Here is a 14,944-nt window from a genome sequence, read left to right on the forward strand (position 1 = left end):
CAAGTGTTTTACACTTTGTATTCTTTGGCGGATTGCGCGAGGCTCTTTGAAAGTTCTGAAACCCTTAACCCGATTTCATGCGTTCTGCTTACCTGAGACATTTGTTCTTCTGAAGAAAACAGCATCTGCTCTGCGCTCGCAAGCGTTTCCTGAGAAACAGATTCAAAGCTGGCCGAAGATTTTTCCATCACAGGCAGATAGTCATGCAGCTTATTCATTTGCCTCTTCATTCCAGACAGCCTGTCAGTCACTGTTTTAATTTCAATTGAAAGTTCATCAAACAGAACACGTGATTCGGAAGCCGCATGAAGATGGGAGTGAATCGCTGAGAGCATTTCATCAAATTCTTTTGATGCCTGAACGGCGATATTCTCCATGTTCGAGATGGAATTCCTGATTTTATGAGTGGCATTTGATGATTGTTCAGCGAGTTTTTTCACCTCATCTGCAACAACGGCAAACCCTTTTCCCGCCTCACCCGCTCTGGCTGCTTCAATTGCGGCATTGAGTGCAAGGAGTTTCGTCTGTTCAGCAATCGTATGAATAATGGCGGCAACATCCGCAATCGACATGGAATGCTCTTTCACGCTTCTGATCACAGCCGTCATTTTCTCTGTTTCGCGCTCAAATACATTCATCGTACGGATCATCTTTGATCCCTGCTCTTCTCCGCGTGCTGCTGAAGAGTTCATATCTGATGCACGGCTGAACAAAAATTCCATGTTGCGGAAAACTTCTTTTAATTCATCCTTCACCCTGCTGAACGCCTCTGCGCTTTCCGCTGAACCCGCGGCTGTCTGCTCTGCACCCAATTTCACAATTTTAATGGCCTCTACAAGCTGGCCATTTTGCATAACCCCTTCATCTGTCGCTTCCCTGAGCTGATCTCCTTTAGCCGACAGCTCATCTGCAGCATGATTGATATCACCAATAATGCTGCGCATATGATCCATCATGGAATTAAAGCTTTTCATGACTGAATTTATTTCAGGAACCTTCGTTTTCACATGGACATTCCTTGTTAAATCGCCGTCCCTCACATCTTTCATCGCTTTTCTGAGGACGGCAAGAGGATTCGTTAAGCTTCTGATCACAATAATCAGCACCGCTGCTGTAAGCAGGACACTGATTCCAATCATCCAAATGGTAAATGAAGCGAGGGTCTTAGAGGTTTCCATATAACTTTCTGTCTCTACCGCAATAAGGAATTGACCCTTGAGCTCCTGAACTTTCTTAAAAGACAATGTGTAGTCGGTCCCGCCTATCGTCTGGTGGATCACGCCATTTTTCTTTTCGGTGATTTCTTTCAGCTGATCCTCTTTAAATTGCAGCCTGCTGTTTGAACTCACAGAAAAAGGATTGGCCTTCCCTTCGGCTACAAGGAAAAAATCAGCCTTCAGCCCGTCCTGTATTAATGCGGAGGCCTGGTTGGAGAGGACCACTTTATTAAACCTTTCAAGGAATGAATCCTCTTCGCCTACGTAGGCAATCATAAGATTCCCTGCAATTTCGTTTGTCGTGTTAACCTCCCTTGCAAGCCTGTCCTCAATCAATGACATCGTTGCTTCTTTGGATTTTGAATAAGAAATAAAACCTACAGCACTTATAGATGCTGCCATAATGGTTAATACAAGGAACAGGAGCCTTGCCTGGAGGCTCACTTCTGATATTTTTACAGATCGTATCTTCATGTATATGTAAGATAAAGACCCATTCTTTTTGCTTACTTTCCCGATAAGTCCCTTCAATGCGCCTACACCCTTCCTCTTAACTCATGAAAATTATCCCAGATTAATGTTAAGAGAGTGTAAACCCCTCATTAATTTATGGAGAATTTTGTCGTATTTATAGGTATTAAGAAGGTTTCTCCACCACTTCATCTTTCTTAGAAAGGAATAAAGAAAGGCATGTCATATTTTTAGTGGACAAGCCATATAAATAATCATCGTGACGGATTGGGAGATGATACATATGAAGCGGCTGATGGTCTTTCTTTTAACACTCTTTCTTCTCTATATTATGTACTATGACATCAGTACAGGAACGATTGCCTTTTCGCCCCCTGCCAAGGATAATGAACCTGCAGCGGCAGTTCAGACGTCGCCCTCTCCTTATACAGTAAAAGAAATTAAGCAGGGTGAAACCGTCTTAACCATCGTTGAACAGCTCCACAGCGGACTGCCCGTTTCCATAGAACAAGTCAGGAAAGACTTTGAAAAGCTGAATCCAAATGAAAAAGCAGATGCGATCCAAGTAGGAAAAGCATATAAATTTCCACTTTATGAAAAAGAAGTTGCTTCTTAATTCTTGTCAATATCGCGCACTCACTGTTACAATATTGTGAGGGAAAGCACAATTTCCCCGCATTGAATGATGATCAAATAGGTACTATGAAACCATAGGACCATGATTATGAATTAAGGAGCGATTTACACGTGAGTGAAATCATACATCGTACCAAAACCCGTCCTGTTAAAGTCGGCAATCTGACCATTGGCGGAAATAATGAACTAGTCATTCAGAGTATGACAACAACGAAAACACACGATGTGGAAGCTACGGTCGCTGAAATCCTGCGTTTAGAAGAAGCAGGATGCCAAGTAGTGCGTGTTGCCTGCCCGGATGAGCGTGCAGCCGATGCTATTGCTGAAATAAAAAAACGCATCAACATTCCGCTTGTTGTAGATATTCATTTCGATTATAAACTGGCTCTAAAAGCTATTGAGGGCGGTGCAGATAAGATCCGCATCAATCCGGGAAACATCGGCCGCAGAGAAAAAGTCGAGGCTGTTGTAAAAGCAGCGAAAGAAAAAGGAATCCCGATACGCATCGGGGTTAATGCAGGTTCTCTTGAGAAACGCATCATTGAGAAATACGGCTATCCGACAGCAGACGGAATGGTCGAGAGTGCCCTGCACCATATTAAAATTCTTGAAGATCTGGATTTCCACGATATTATTGTGTCCATGAAAGCATCTGATGTCAATCTTGCCATCGAGGCTTACGAGAAAGCCGCAAAGGCTTTTGACTATCCCCTTCATCTTGGAATTACGGAATCAGGAACGCTGTTTGCCGGTACAGTTAAAAGCGCTGCCGGACTTGGTGCTATTTTAAACAAAGGAATTGGAAACACGCTTCGCATTTCCCTTAGCGCAGATCCGGTTGAGGAAGTGAAGGTTGCACGCGAGCTTCTTAAATCTTTCGGCCTTGCATCAAACGCCGCGACATTAATTTCATGCCCGACATGCGGACGCATTGAAATTGACCTGATCAGTATCGCAAATGAAGTGGAAGAATATATTTCAACCATCAAAGCCCCAATCAAAGTTGCCGTTCTGGGCTGTGCCGTAAACGGACCTGGAGAAGCACGTGAAGCTGATATCGGCATTGCTGGAGCACGCGGTGAAGGACTTCTTTTCCGCAAAGGACAAATTGTCCGCAAAGTGCCTGAGGAGACAATGGTTGAGGAATTGAAAAAAGAAATCGACAAAATTGCCGAAGAGCATTATGCAAAGCAGGAAGCTGAAAAAGCTGCCGCTGAAATGTAAAACAAGCCTGGCCAAATGGCCGGGCTTGTTTTTATTTATCCTAATCCTAAAAGAACGGCAGGATAAAAATTCCGAGGATGAGTAATACGATACCGATGCCGATTGCCCATCCGCCAAGAGCTTCTGCCCCTCTGCGGCGTGCAACAAAGCCTACAATGATGCCCGCTGCCCCGAGGATGACAGGGAAAACGAACAATGAGATGACTGACAGAACAATGGCCAAATACCCCATTCTTCGTCCGTCCGTTCTGACTCCTTCTTCTTCGTCGCGGCGGTCGTAGTCTGCCTCTCTTCTCAGAGTGGCCGGAGCTGCAATTTCGGCAGCCGTTTCTTCTCTATAGTCATCGCGGAAATCTCTGCTGTAGCCAACTTCATCATCACGGAGGTCATATTCCTTGATGTTACCGTGATAATCATAATGTTTCTCATCTGCCATGCGTGATCCCTCCATTCATATTGTAAGGAACATTTATAGTATGAGTTGATCGGCACGTCAGTATAACTGTTAAAGTTTACTGTGATTGTAATGGCTGATTATGATACACTAAAGAGTATAGTTCATCATTAATCAGTTATGAGATAAACCTTTATGGGAATGTTTGACAGCAAGGGAGAGAAGACATGATGCTGCGTTTAGGAATTGATATAGATGGCACAGTTACATCACCTGAAACCTTTGTGCCGTATTTGCAAAAATCATTTAATGAATCCATTACTTTTGAAGATATGAAGGAGTACGATCTGACGAAGCTTTTAAAGATCTCAGAAGCTGAATTCTGGAAATGGATGGATGAAAAGGAACCGCTCATTTACAAAGAAGCACCAATGGCACTGGATGCGAAACTCGTTCTTGATGAATGGAAGAATAAACATAAGCTTCTTTTCATCAGTGCAAGAAGAAGCCACTTGGAAGAAGTGACGTATGAGTGGTTTAATCGAAACGGTCTTACGTACCATCAAATCGACTTAATCGGCACACACGATAAGCTCCAAGCAGTGAAGAAAAATAAAATTGATGTCTTTTTTGAGGACAAGCATGACAACGCATGCACCATCAGTGAGGTATTTAATATTCCTGTCATTTTATTTAATACCCCATATAATCAGGAACCTGTTCCAAAAAACGTCATCAGGGCAGATAATTGGCTTGAGGCAAGAGACTGGGTCAATTCTTATGCAGAAAACCGTTACTCCTTAACAAAATAAAAAAACGCCTGCGAATAACAAGCCGCAGGCGTTTTTTTATGTGGTTACTTCATGGCATTCAGGGCACGTTCCGTAAATTTCGAACTTGTGGCCGCTGATTTCATATCCGGATAAGTTTTCCTTCAAATTCCCCATAGGACAAGAAGAAATTTCTTTAGTCTTTCCGCACGTCAGACAAATAAAGTGGTGATGATGGTGTTTCGTTGAGCATGAAAAGCGGAAATGCTTTTCGCCTGAGAGTTCTGTCGTTTCTAGAATGCCCATTTCTGCAAAAAGTGAAAGGTTGCGGTAAATCGTATCAAAACTCAGACCCGGATATTCCGGCTTCATTTCTTCAAGCACATCCCTCGCAGTCAAGTATTTGTTGGACTGCGAAAAAAGTTCAAGCATCTCTTCCCTCTTGCTCGTATATTTATATCCTTTTTCCTTCATTAAAAGAAGAGCTTCCTGTACATTCATTTTACTGGCCCCTTTTTAATTTAGTCCATCCAATTGTAAGAACGAGAATGAGAACGGAAAGCATAACAATCGTCCCGCCCGGAGCTAAATCGAGCTGATAGGCTAACACTAAACCAATGATAACAGATATTTCTCCGAAGAGTACAGAAAAGAAAATGGCCTGCTTAAACCCTTTTGCAATCCGGATGCTTGCTGCCACAGGAAGCGTCATAAGCGATGAAACAAGCAGAATGCCGACAATCCGCATAGACGCTGCAATGACAAGCGCAACGGTTAAAATAAAGATAAAATGGATCCATTTTGAATGGATGCCCGATGCTGCTGCATGCTCCTCGTCAAATGACAAAAGGAACAGTTCTTTATAAAGAGCAAAAACAACGATCAGAACAAAGGCAGCAATGGAGATGATCACCCATAAATCCGTGCGCGTTACAGCACTTACACTTCCAAATAAATAGTTGAACAAATCTGTGTTAAATCCGTCCGCAAGTGAAATGAAGATAACACTGAGGCCTACTCCTGCCGACAGGATGATCGGAATAGCGAGCTCCTGAAAATGTTTATAAACGCCTCTGAGCTTTTCAATAAACAATGAACCCGCAACCGAAAAGCCCATTCCGAGATAAATTGGATTGAGTCCTGACATGCCGAGGACTTTCTTTTCAAGAAGAAGACTCGCGGCGATGCCGGCGAGTGTCACATGACTTAAAGCATCTGCAATCAGCGACAGTCTCCTGACGACAACAAATACTCCCAGAAGCGGAGCTATGAAACCAATTAATATGCCTGCAAGAAACGCATTCTGCAGGAATTCGTACGTAAATATACTGTTAATCATTTTTACCTTCCCCCATGATCGTGATGATCGTGAGTCAACACATGAACTGAATGACCGTAATAGTCAGACATATCAGAGCTCTTCAGGCTTTCAAATTCCTGTGTATTTCCGTGGAAATGCATATGTTTATTTAAGCATGCGACATGTGTTACCTTATCTGTGATCGTTCCGACATCATGTGTAACGAGAATGAGGGTAATACCCATGCCTTTGTTTAAACGCTGCAGCATTTCATAGAAGCTCTGAACGGTTTGAGCATCAACTCCGACTGTCGGCTCATCCAAAATGAGCAAATCCGGATCACTCACAAGCGCTCTGGCAATAAAAGTCCGCTGCTGCTGCCCGCCTGAAAGCTCTCCTATGTTCCGGTTTGTCAGTTCTTCAAGCCCGACTGCGCCAATCGCTTCTTTTACTTTTTGATGATGGGCATGGTTCAGTTTCTTAAATAACCCAAGCTTTGATGTCAGCCCGCTCGCAACCACTTCATAGACAGAAGCCGGAAACCCGGTATTAAAGCTGCTGGCTTTCTGGGAAACAAAACCGATCCGATGCCAATCTTTAAATTTGCGGATGTCCTGGCCGAAAAGCTTTATATTCCCGTGATCCGGCTTTAATAGCCCAAGCATGCATTTTAGCAGCGTTGTTTTTCCGGATCCGTTTGGGCCGACAAGACCGAGAAAGTCTCCCTCTCTCACGGTAAAATGAATATCCTCGAGCACCGCGGTGCGTTCATATGTGAAAGTCAGACTTTGAACATCAATAATAGGCTGATTCATTACATTCACTTCCAAGTTTCAGAATGGTTCCGATTTATTTTCGTAAAAAAAGATCAGAAGCCATGTCTGATCTTTAACATAGAGATTATACAAGATTACCCGTAAAAGAGCAAGAATTTCTGCTTAGTGAATCGCAGATTTAAAATTGGTACCCTTTGTTTCCTGGGTGTTCATGATGGTGATAAAGGCGTTTGTGTCAATCTCATGCACGATGGATTTAAGCTTAGTCACCTCTAGCCTTGTCACAACCACATAAATGACTTCTTTTTCATCATCAGTATAGCCGCCTTTTCCTTTCAGCTTTGTTGTACCCCTTCCAAGGCGCTGAAGGATGGCATCAGAAACATCTTCATAATAATCGGATATGATGATGACCGCTTTAGTTTCATCTAGTCCCTGAATGACTGTGTCGATTGTTTTAAACGCAATATAGTAGGCCATGACTGAATACATCGCCTGTTCCGGCCCGAAGACGAACGCCGCCCATGTAAAAATGAAAATGTTGATAAACATAACGAATTCGCCTACAGAAAACGGAAGCTTCTTAGTCAGAAGAATCCCGAGGATCTCCGTTCCGTCCATCGAACCGCCATTTCGGATGACGAGCCCGACACCCGCTCCAAGCATCAATCCGCCAAACACTGTTGCAAGCACCGGCTGGTTTGTAAAAGGTTCTACATGATGCAGCATACTTTCAATGACCGCGAGAAACACAATGCCGAATATAGACGAGATCATAAATGTTTTGCCTATTTGTTTGTAGCCGTAGTACATAAACGGCAGATTCAGAACGACCACAAGTGTCCCGAAATTAATAAACGGGAGGCTGTCAGGGGTTATGTAGTCCAAGATCAGCGAAATTCCGATAATTCCTCCGTCAATGATCTGATTGGGAATTAAAAACAGTTCAATCGAGGCTGCTGCAAGGGCAGCTCCGATCACAATCAGGATCATCCTTCTGGCAAACCGTCCCGCACTTTCTTTTTTATGCTGTTTTTTTGCCACAATAAAACTCCTTTCTTAAAGAATTCCTGTTCCGAATATGTGTAAAAAATTTGCCTTTCTTCTTTCCTGAATAGGCACTTTTTAAAAAACTCCGCCATACATTGAACTGTAGAGGAGGTTATGTACGTGATTTTATTTCAAAAGATTGTCAACCAGAAACTGAATACCCTTGATACAGACGGCCTGCTTCAGCTTGCCAAGCAGAATAACCTTTCCATCAGCAGACCCCAGGCACAGGAAATTGTGAAAATCATCAGAGGGAAAAACATCAATATTTTTAACGATGCAGAACGAATCGATCTTTTAAAACGGGTGGCTGCCATTACTTCGCCTGCGACAGCCCAGAAGGTCAATCAGCTCCTGCAGCAGTTTATTGGGTAAAAGCTGCCGGTTTCCCGGCAGCTTTTTTTTTGTTTTATTCCTGATTGCGTATTAAATCAAGCAAATCCGGGTTATATTCCTGATTGCGGAGCATCTCAATTTCAAAGCGGTACGGAGGCTTCTTGTCTTTTTTATCTTCTCCTACATATGGCGTTTCAAGGATTTTCGGAACATCCGAGAGTTCAGGATGATGAACAATCCGGTTCAGTGCTTCAAAGCCGATGTGACCGAAGCCGATGTTTTCATGGCGGTCTTTTCTGGCTCCTGCCGGGTTTTTGCTGTCATTGATGTGAAGAACTTTCAGTCTGTCGAGTCCGATAATGGAATCAAATTCCTTCAAGACGCCGTCAAAGTCATTGATCAAATCGTAGCCCGCATCATGAGTATGGCACGTATCAAAACAGACGGATAAATGTTCATTATGAGTCACTCCGTCAATGATCTGTGCAAGCTCATCAAACGACCTGCCGCACTCAGACCCTTTTCCGGCCATAGTCTCAAGGGCGATCTGAACATTTTCTTCTTTCACAAGCACTTCGTTCAGGCCTTCAATAATCTTTTTAATGCCTATATCGGCTCCCGCACCTACGTGCGCACCCGGATGCAGCACAATCTGTTTTGCGCCGAGTGCGTGGGAACGGTCTATTTCCGAGCGCAGAAACTGCACACCGAGCTCAAACGTTGCCGGATTTGTCGTGTTGCCGATATTGATGATGTACGGTGCATGCACGACAATATCCGAAATGCCGTGCTCCTTCATGTGTGCAAGACCGGCCGCAATGTTCAGGTCTTCTATCTTTTTTCTTCTTGTATTCTGGGGTGCTCCTGTATAGATCATAAACGTATTTGCACCGTAAGAAGCCGCTTCCTCACTTGCCGCAAGGAGCATTTTTTTTCCGCTCATTGATACATGTGATCCAATTTTAAGCATGCCTTATCCCCCTACTTGCGCTTTTTGTTCAATCTTCTTTGGCGTTTTTTAATTTCATCCATTTCACGGGACATTTTCTTTTTGTAGCCCGGTTTGACGCCCTTAGGCTTTCTCACCATGCTTTTCGCCATCTGTTCGGTTCCGTCTGACGGCTTAGCCCGTTTTTGTCTGCGTTTGCGGTCGTCAATCGTTTTCCACTCGCCGTTTGCAAGGTCCATGTTTTCAAACTGGATGCCAAGCTTTTCAAGCAAGTTCAGAGCATGCTCATTTTCAGGCTCATAAATGGTTGCCGCAATGCCTGAATAATCAGCTCGTCCTGTACGGCCGACGCGGTGGATGTAAAAATCAAGATCGCTTGGCAGTTCAAAATTGATGACGTGGCTGACTCCGTCGATATCAATTCCGCGTGAGGCAAGGTCTGTTGCAACAACGTACTGATACTCCAGGTCATTAATCTGTTTCATCATTTTTTTGCGGTCTCTCGGCGTCAGATCCCCGTGGATTCTGCCGACTCTCAGTCCTTTTGCAATCAGTCCGTCTGCAACCTCATCCGCTTTCTTTTTCGTGTTTGTAAACACGATGGCAAGAAACGGATTATAGCTTTTCAGCATTTCATAGAGCAGATTTGTTTTATTGCGGTGACGCAGGGGCACAAGGACATGTTTGATTTTCTTCGCCGCTGCCTGTTTAGGTGCAACATGGGTGAATTTCGGGTTTTCCATGTATTTTTTTAAGAATGGCTTTAGTTTCTCAGGAATCGTTGCCGAGAATACAAGCATTTGAAGCTTTGCAGGCATAGCTGCACCGATTTTGTCCACATCTTCAATAAAGCCCATATCAAGCATAAGATCAGCTTCATCGACAACAAGCGCTTTTGCATGATGAACATGCAAGGCGTTTGCTGCAACAAGGTCTTTAATACGCCCAGGCGTGCCAATGACGATTTGAGGCTGAGTTTTCAGTTTATCAATCATTCTTTGCTTATCGGTTCCGCCGATAAAGCATTTCGCTGTAATTGTTTCGTTTTCAGGAGCAAATTTAATAATGTGAAGAGCATCCTGGTAGATTTGATTTGCAAGTTCTCTTGTAGGTGCGGTAATGACGACCTGCACACTTTCGTCTGCGGCATCGATTCTTTGAATAAGCGGCAGCAGATACGCATGGGTTTTTCCCGTTCCTGTCTGTGACTGCCCGATTGCCGTTTCCCCTTTCAGAAGGGAAGGAAATAAGCGTTCCTGTATTTCAGTTGGTTCATAAAAACCCAGCGCTTTAACAGCATCTATAATAAAAGGCTTAAATGGAAACTGAGTGAACTTTGTCTGTTCCATGTTCATCATCTCCTTGATGAAAAATTAAAGTAAGACGGTTTTAGCCATACGAAGGTGAGATCTTCTTTCAAACAAAAACACTGCACGCATCCGGAGACACGCCTGTCCATCAAAACATTATATACGATATCCGGCAAAAAAACCAATTTGCTTTTTGGCCTATTCTCATAAATCTGCTGACCATCCGCAGGTACCCTGCATATTGTGTAGGTAGGATAGACGTTAGTTTAAAGGAGGGTCATCATGTTTCAGCAAAGACCAATGCCCCAAATGCCTTCAAGAGGTATGCAGCCCCAGAGAATGCAAATGGGCGCACAGCGGTTTTCGGGGCAGCCTATTGGATATCAGCAAGCAAGAGGATTAGGCTCATCCCGGTTTCAGCCTTTCGGACCGCAGATGGGATCATTTGGACCGCAGTTTGGCGGACCGGGTTTTGGAGGTCCTGGTTTTGGAGGTGCCGGGTTTGGCGGACCGGGATTCGGGGGACAGGGATTCGGAGGAGCAGGATTTGGCGCACAGCAATTCGGACAGCAGGCGATTGGAAAAAGCGGAGGGCTAAAAGGCCTTTTATCGAGATTTTTGCCGGGCGGCGGAGGCCAGGGACTTACAGGTGCGGCGAATGCAGCGCAGGGCCTCCAGGGACTTACAAATCCAGCCAATCTTTCAGGCATGCTTGGAAACGTTCAAAAAGTGCTGGGCATGGCACAGCAGGTCACTCCAATGGTTCAGCAGTACGGGCCTTTGGTACGAAACCTTCCGGCTATGATTAAAATATACAGTGAACTTAAAGGCGGAGGCTCAAGCGACGACGGCGAAAGCACAGAAACAGCTGAAACTCAGCCTGCCGCAATCCAGACTGAGGCCGTTTCAACCGAAACATCAGAGCAGGAAACTTCAGCTGAAGTAAAACAGGCTGCAGTGAAAGAAAAAACACCTGCAGTCAAAGGCGCTTCTGCTCCAAAGCTGTATATCTGATATTCTTCTTTGAATTATTCCCCAGTCTCAGCTATAATAATGAAGAGATTACAAGAGCCAAGAGCCTGATTCTTTGGCTTTTTTCTCTTTTCTGTAAAGTACTTCTCTTTAGGGGGCTCTTTTTAATGGAAGTAATTAAGATTGCACCGCGGGGCTATTGCTATGGCGTAGTAGATGCCATGGTTATTGCCAAGAATGCCGCTCTCGATAAAACTCTGCCGAGACCGATTTATATCCTCGGCATGATTGTTCACAATAAACATGTAACTGACGCATTTGAAGATGAAGGCATCATCACGCTCGACGGAAGCAACCGCCTTGAGATTCTTGAGAAAGTCCAAAGCGGAACCGTCATTTTTACCGCTCACGGCGTTTCTCCGGAAGTAAGAAAGATAGCATCCGAAAAAGGGCTGGTTACCCTTGATGCGACTTGCCCTGATGTAACAAAAACACATGATCTGATCCGTGCAAAAAAAGCGGAAGGCTATCATGTCATATACATCGGAAAGAAGTCCCATCCTGAACCTGAAGGAGCTGTCGGTGTAGCGCCTGATATCGTCCATCTTGTTGAAACAGAAGAAGATGTCGATGCTCTGACATTCCAGAATGATAAAATCATCGTCACAAACCAGACAACGATGAGCCAGTGGGACGTTTATGACATTATGGAACGCGTGAAAGAAAAATACCCGCATGTTGAATATCACCAGGAGATCTGCCTTGCGACACAGGTGCGCCAGGAAGCCGTTGCCGAACAGGCCAAAGATGCTGACCTGACGATTGTTGTCGGAGATCCGAAAAGCAACAACTCAAACCGTCTAGCCCAGGTTTCTGAAGAGATTGCAGGCACGAAGGCCTACCGCATTTCAGACATCAGCGAACTGAAGCTCGAATGGTTTGAAGGAGTGAAGAAAGTGGCCATCACAGCAGGCGCTTCAACTCCGACCCCCATTACCAAAGAGGTCATTCAGTTTCTTGAAAAGTATGACCCTGAGAACACTCTGACGTGGAATATTGAGCACAATGTTCCCCTGCAGAAGATTCTTCCGAAAGTAAAAGCAAAATAAAAAAGTACAGCCGCCGGAAATCCTTTTTTCCGGCGGCTGTTTTTTATACAAGGCTAAATGGATCGGTGTTAATTGCTGAAGGGTAGATGCCCACTTCAAATTTCTTTTCTTCACACATTGAAAGCAGAAGGTCTGAGACCCCTTTTTTCATCACTTTCTCAGCGTTGTGGCCCGGGTCAACGATGTTCAGGCCAAGCATCATAGCGTCGTGAGCCGTATGGTAGTACATATCCCCTGTCACATAAACATCAGCACCCTTTCGTTTGGCGTGATGGATGTATTTGTTTCCGTCGCCGCCAAGAACCGCTACTTTTTTGACTTTGTCTTCTTTATTTCCAACAAGTCTCACAAACGGCACATCGAGCGCCGCCTTTACATGAACGGCAAACTCTTCAAGTGTCATTTCTTTTTCCAGTTTTCCGATTCTGCCAAGACCAAGTGACTTTCCTCCGTTTTCAACCGGATAGATGTCGAACGCAGGCTCTTCATATGGATGTGCTTTCAGCATAGCTGATACAATTTTCTTCTGACTGCTCGCTGGAATGACCGTTTCGATCCTCTCTTCTTCTGCACATTCCAGCTTTCCTTTTTCTCCAATGTAAGGATTCGTTCCTTCAAGGGGTAGAAAACGCCCGGTTCCTTCTGAGGAAAAAGAACAATCGCTGTACATGCCGATGTGGCCTGCACCTGTATCCCCCAGAACGGTCCGTATCCGGCCGGCGTGATCTTTCGGGACATAGACCACCAGTTTCTTCAATGTCTCCTGATAGGTGTCTGCCAGGACTTCTGTGTCTGTGAGCCCGAGAGCGTCTGCGAGCAGATCATTCACTCCGCCTTCTGCGACATCAAGGTTTGTATGGGCAGCATACACGGCGATATCATGCTTGATGCATTTTTCAATGAGTGCTCCGCCTGGCTGGTCGGTTGCAAGCTGTTTTAGCGGCCTGAAAATAGGAGGATGATGGGCAATGATCAGGTTTGCCTTTTTTTCAATGGCTTCATCCACCACTTCATCAAGTACATCCAGTGCTACTAATACGCCTGTTATCGGTTTATTCAGCGTTCCGATCTGCAGACCGATTTTGTCTCCTTCCACCGCATATTCTTTCTTTGAAAAAGATTCGAAGAGCTGAATGATTTCAAAGCCGTTTGGTTGTTTGCTCATTCTCCCGCCGCCTCCTCAAGCATGGCAATCATGCGAGTTAATTCCTGCTTTTTCCTGCTGTTTTCTTCGCTTTCTGATGCTTTGCTTATATTTTCTAAAATACGTTTATAGTGTTCTTTTTCCTGTGACCACTTCTTTTTAAACGTGCTTGATTGTTTTCGCATTAAATGGGGTCCTACAAGAAGGCCGGTTTCAAGAGAAACATCTTGATACGGAGCTTTTGCGTCTCCTCTTTCCCCGACAAGAATTTCATAGATCTTTCCGTCCTCTTCCAAAATCTCTTCATTCACCAGTTCCCAGCCGTTTTGAAGCAGCCATTCTCTAATGTGATGAGCATGAATATTCGGCTGAAGAATCAGCCTCTGCACACCCTGGAGCTTTTCTTTTCCCGCATCCAGAATCTTTTCGATCAAAGCACCGCCCATGCCGGCGATCGTAATGCAGGTTACTTCATTCGGCTCTATCACTTCCAGCCCGCTGCCGAGACGCACAGAGATGACATCCTCGAGTCCGCTTTTTTTCACCTGTTTTTTGGCAGACTGGTAAGGCCCTTCCACAACCTCTCCTGCCACTGCAGAAGCGGCCAGCCCGTTCAGGAGGGCATAGCAAGGCAGATAGGCATGGTCTGAGCCGATATCAGCAAGCACCGCACCTTCAGGTATATAATCAGCCACTGTTTTCAGCCGTTTTGATAAGTTTACATCGTTCATTTTCTATCACCACATTCTTATGTACTTTAAAATCAGTCTCTCTATATAATAAGAAAAGTCCTCCGCAGATGCAAAGGACTTTTCTCTATCACATTATGTAATGCTTTAAGCGTCATAATATGACCCGGTTCAAGGCTATTTGATTTCTGATACCCATTTGGCCATTTCGTCAAGCTTTTCATCAGGAACAAGTCCTGCAGGCATTGCTCCGCGGCCGTTTTTAATCGTGTCTTTGATTCCGTCAACACCGAGCTTGTCCCCTACTCCTTTAAGAGCCGGACCTGCTCCGCCTTCGTAATTCTCACCATGGCACGAAATACAGTTCTGCTTGTAGATTTCCTCCGGTGAAGCGTTTGCAACTTCGCCTGATTTATCTTCTTCTTTTCCTTCACCAGCCATTTCCTTCATATCGCCGAGCCCCTTGATGGATAAGAAAAACATAAGGCCGATTCCGATTACGGCAACTAGAGCAAATGGAATGAGCGGATTGCGATTCATTATGTAACCTCCCCTATGTCAAAATCTTGAAATGCAGGTAAACGATAGGTTTAAACA

At 44.6% G+C, this 14,944-nt stretch carries 17 protein-coding genes; 6 read left to right on the top strand and 11 right to left on the bottom strand.

Translation table 11 applies throughout. The annotated features are described in order from the left end of the window. Nucleotides 1-8: 8 nt before the first annotated feature. Nucleotides 9-1,748, bottom strand: coding sequence for a methyl-accepting chemotaxis protein (locus tag JOJ89_RS14510; protein WP_203288105.1), 1,740 nt, complete (start codon nucleotides 1,746-1,748; stop codon nucleotides 9-11). A gap of 223 nt (nucleotides 1,749-1,971) precedes the next feature. Between JOJ89_RS14510 and JOJ89_RS14515 the strand changes: the two genes are divergently transcribed. After that, nucleotides 1,972-2,304, top strand: a complete 333-nt coding sequence (locus JOJ89_RS14515; RefSeq protein ID WP_029279641.1) for a hypothetical protein — start codon at nucleotides 1,972-1,974, stop codon at nucleotides 2,302-2,304. Nucleotides 2,305-2,444: 140 nt separating this feature from the next. Then, the gene (gene ispG, locus JOJ89_RS14520) at nucleotides 2,445-3,548 is read left to right on the top strand and encodes a flavodoxin-dependent (E)-4-hydroxy-3-methylbut-2-enyl-diphosphate synthase (RefSeq protein ID WP_203290356.1); all 1,104 of its coding nucleotides are present in this window, start codon (nucleotides 2,445-2,447) and stop codon (nucleotides 3,546-3,548) included. A gap of 46 nt (nucleotides 3,549-3,594) precedes the next feature. Here ispG and JOJ89_RS14525 read toward each other — a convergent pair whose 3' ends face one another. Next, a complete protein-coding gene (locus JOJ89_RS14525) occupies nucleotides 3,595-3,984 on the bottom strand; it encodes a DUF308 domain-containing protein (protein WP_203288107.1) in 390 nt (129 codons plus the stop codon). Nucleotides 3,985-4,172: 188 nt separating this feature from the next. Here JOJ89_RS14525 and JOJ89_RS14530 point away from each other — a divergent pair, with 188 nt between their 5' ends. After that, on the top strand, nucleotides 4,173-4,754 hold the full coding sequence (locus JOJ89_RS14530) for a nucleotidase (protein WP_029279636.1): 582 nt from the start codon (nucleotides 4,173-4,175) through the stop codon (nucleotides 4,752-4,754). A 36-nt stretch (nucleotides 4,755-4,790) separates the two neighbouring features. On the opposite strand, the gene zur is transcribed toward JOJ89_RS14530, so the two are convergent. From zur to JOJ89_RS14550, 4 genes are all read right to left on the bottom strand, one after another. After that, on the bottom strand, nucleotides 4,791-5,213 hold the full coding sequence (gene zur, locus JOJ89_RS14535; RefSeq protein ID WP_035207174.1) for a zinc uptake transcriptional repressor Zur: 423 nt from the start codon (nucleotides 5,211-5,213) through the stop codon (nucleotides 4,791-4,793). A gap of 1 nt (nucleotide 5,214) precedes the next feature. After that, on the bottom strand, nucleotides 5,215-6,051 hold the full coding sequence (locus JOJ89_RS14540) for a metal ABC transporter permease (protein WP_035207175.1): 837 nt from the start codon (nucleotides 6,049-6,051) through the stop codon (nucleotides 5,215-5,217). Nucleotides 6,052-6,053: 2 nt separating this feature from the next. Continuing rightward, nucleotides 6,054-6,827, bottom strand: a complete 774-nt coding sequence (locus JOJ89_RS14545; RefSeq protein WP_029279631.1) for a metal ABC transporter ATP-binding protein — start codon at nucleotides 6,825-6,827, stop codon at nucleotides 6,054-6,056. A gap of 123 nt (nucleotides 6,828-6,950) precedes the next feature. Continuing rightward, nucleotides 6,951-7,832, bottom strand: coding sequence for a YitT family protein (locus JOJ89_RS14550; RefSeq protein ID WP_029279629.1), 882 nt, complete (start codon nucleotides 7,830-7,832; stop codon nucleotides 6,951-6,953). A 120-nt stretch (nucleotides 7,833-7,952) separates the two neighbouring features. On the opposite strand from JOJ89_RS14550, the gene JOJ89_RS14555 reads away from it, so the two are divergent. Further along, nucleotides 7,953-8,213, top strand: a complete 261-nt coding sequence (locus JOJ89_RS14555; protein WP_406818057.1) for a DUF2624 domain-containing protein — start codon at nucleotides 7,953-7,955, stop codon at nucleotides 8,211-8,213. A gap of 34 nt (nucleotides 8,214-8,247) precedes the next feature. On the opposite strand, the gene JOJ89_RS14560 is transcribed toward JOJ89_RS14555, so the two are convergent. Together JOJ89_RS14560 and JOJ89_RS14565 are read right to left on the bottom strand one after the other, a co-directional pair. Continuing rightward, nucleotides 8,248-9,144 (bottom strand): deoxyribonuclease IV, encoded by an 897-nt coding sequence (locus JOJ89_RS14560; RefSeq protein WP_035207180.1) that lies wholly within the window; start codon nucleotides 9,142-9,144, stop codon nucleotides 8,248-8,250. Between the two features lie 11 nt (nucleotides 9,145-9,155). Next, nucleotides 9,156-10,472, bottom strand: a complete 1,317-nt coding sequence (locus JOJ89_RS14565) for a DEAD/DEAH box helicase (RefSeq protein WP_035207181.1) — start codon at nucleotides 10,470-10,472, stop codon at nucleotides 9,156-9,158. Between the two features lie 243 nt (nucleotides 10,473-10,715). Between JOJ89_RS14565 and vrrA the strand changes: the two genes are divergently transcribed. Next, nucleotides 10,716-11,447, top strand: coding sequence for a VrrA/YqfQ family protein (gene vrrA, locus JOJ89_RS14570; RefSeq protein WP_051827298.1), 732 nt, complete (start codon nucleotides 10,716-10,718; stop codon nucleotides 11,445-11,447). 125 nt (nucleotides 11,448-11,572) lie between these two features. Next, on the top strand, nucleotides 11,573-12,514 hold the full coding sequence (locus JOJ89_RS14575) for a 4-hydroxy-3-methylbut-2-enyl diphosphate reductase (protein ID WP_035207187.1): 942 nt from the start codon (nucleotides 11,573-11,575) through the stop codon (nucleotides 12,512-12,514). A 43-nt stretch (nucleotides 12,515-12,557) separates the two neighbouring features. On the opposite strand, the gene JOJ89_RS14580 is transcribed toward JOJ89_RS14575, so the two are convergent. From JOJ89_RS14580 to cccA, 3 genes are all read right to left on the bottom strand, one after another. Continuing rightward, nucleotides 12,558-13,679, bottom strand: a complete 1,122-nt coding sequence (locus JOJ89_RS14580; RefSeq protein WP_203288117.1) for a Nif3-like dinuclear metal center hexameric protein — start codon at nucleotides 13,677-13,679, stop codon at nucleotides 12,558-12,560. Continuing rightward, nucleotides 13,676-14,389: a tRNA (adenine(22)-N(1))-methyltransferase gene (locus tag JOJ89_RS14585; protein WP_203288120.1), complete on the bottom strand. Its 714-nt coding sequence runs from the start codon at nucleotides 14,387-14,389 to the stop codon at nucleotides 13,676-13,678. The genes JOJ89_RS14580 and JOJ89_RS14585 overlap by 4 nt, the downstream gene beginning before the upstream one ends. A gap of 135 nt (nucleotides 14,390-14,524) precedes the next feature. Beyond that, nucleotides 14,525-14,887, bottom strand: coding sequence for a cytochrome c550 (gene cccA / locus JOJ89_RS14590; RefSeq protein ID WP_029279613.1), 363 nt, complete (start codon nucleotides 14,885-14,887; stop codon nucleotides 14,525-14,527). Nucleotides 14,888-14,944 lie beyond the last annotated feature (57 nt).

Origin of the sequence: Metabacillus sp. cB07, assembly GCF_016839225.1 — a bacterium.
Classification (GTDB): Bacteria; Bacillota; Bacilli; order Bacillales; family Bacillaceae; genus Bacillus_P; species Bacillus_P indicus.

What these genes read in the sequence shown, in the direction of transcription:
- JOJ89_RS14515 (WP_029279641.1), top strand. Translation starts at nt 1,972, where the DNA reads ATGAAGCGGCTGATGGTCTTTCTTTTAACACTCTTTCTTCTCTATATT.
- JOJ89_RS14525 (WP_203288107.1), bottom strand. Translation starts at nt 3,984, where the DNA reads ATGGCAGATGAGAAACATTATGATTATCACGGTAACATCAAGGAATAT.
- JOJ89_RS14530 (WP_029279636.1), top strand. Translation starts at nt 4,173, where the DNA reads ATGCTGCGTTTAGGAATTGATATAGATGGCACAGTTACATCACCTGAA.
- zur (WP_035207174.1), bottom strand. Translation starts at nt 5,213, where the DNA reads ATGAATGTACAGGAAGCTCTTCTTTTAATGAAGGAAAAAGGATATAAA.
- JOJ89_RS14540 (WP_035207175.1), bottom strand. Translation starts at nt 6,051, where the DNA reads ATGATTAACAGTATATTTACGTACGAATTCCTGCAGAATGCGTTTCTT.
- JOJ89_RS14545 (WP_029279631.1), bottom strand. Translation starts at nt 6,827, where the DNA reads ATGAATCAGCCTATTATTGATGTTCAAAGTCTGACTTTCACATATGAA.
- JOJ89_RS14555 (WP_406818057.1), top strand. Translation starts at nt 7,953, where the DNA reads ATGTACGTGATTTTATTTCAAAAGATTGTCAACCAGAAACTGAATACC.
- JOJ89_RS14560 (WP_035207180.1), bottom strand. Translation starts at nt 9,144, where the DNA reads ATGCTTAAAATTGGATCACATGTATCAATGAGCGGAAAAAAAATGCTC.
- JOJ89_RS14565 (WP_035207181.1), bottom strand. Translation starts at nt 10,472, where the DNA reads ATGGAACAGACAAAGTTCACTCAGTTTCCATTTAAGCCTTTTATTATA.
- vrrA (WP_051827298.1), top strand. Translation starts at nt 10,716, where the DNA reads ATGTTTCAGCAAAGACCAATGCCCCAAATGCCTTCAAGAGGTATGCAG.
- JOJ89_RS14575 (WP_035207187.1), top strand. Translation starts at nt 11,573, where the DNA reads ATGGAAGTAATTAAGATTGCACCGCGGGGCTATTGCTATGGCGTAGTA.
- JOJ89_RS14580 (WP_203288117.1), bottom strand. Translation starts at nt 13,679, where the DNA reads ATGAGCAAACAACCAAACGGCTTTGAAATCATTCAGCTCTTCGAATCT.
- JOJ89_RS14585 (WP_203288120.1), bottom strand. Translation starts at nt 14,389, where the DNA reads ATGAACGATGTAAACTTATCAAAACGGCTGAAAACAGTGGCTGATTAT.
- cccA (WP_029279613.1), bottom strand. Translation starts at nt 14,887, where the DNA reads ATGAATCGCAATCCGCTCATTCCATTTGCTCTAGTTGCCGTAATCGGA.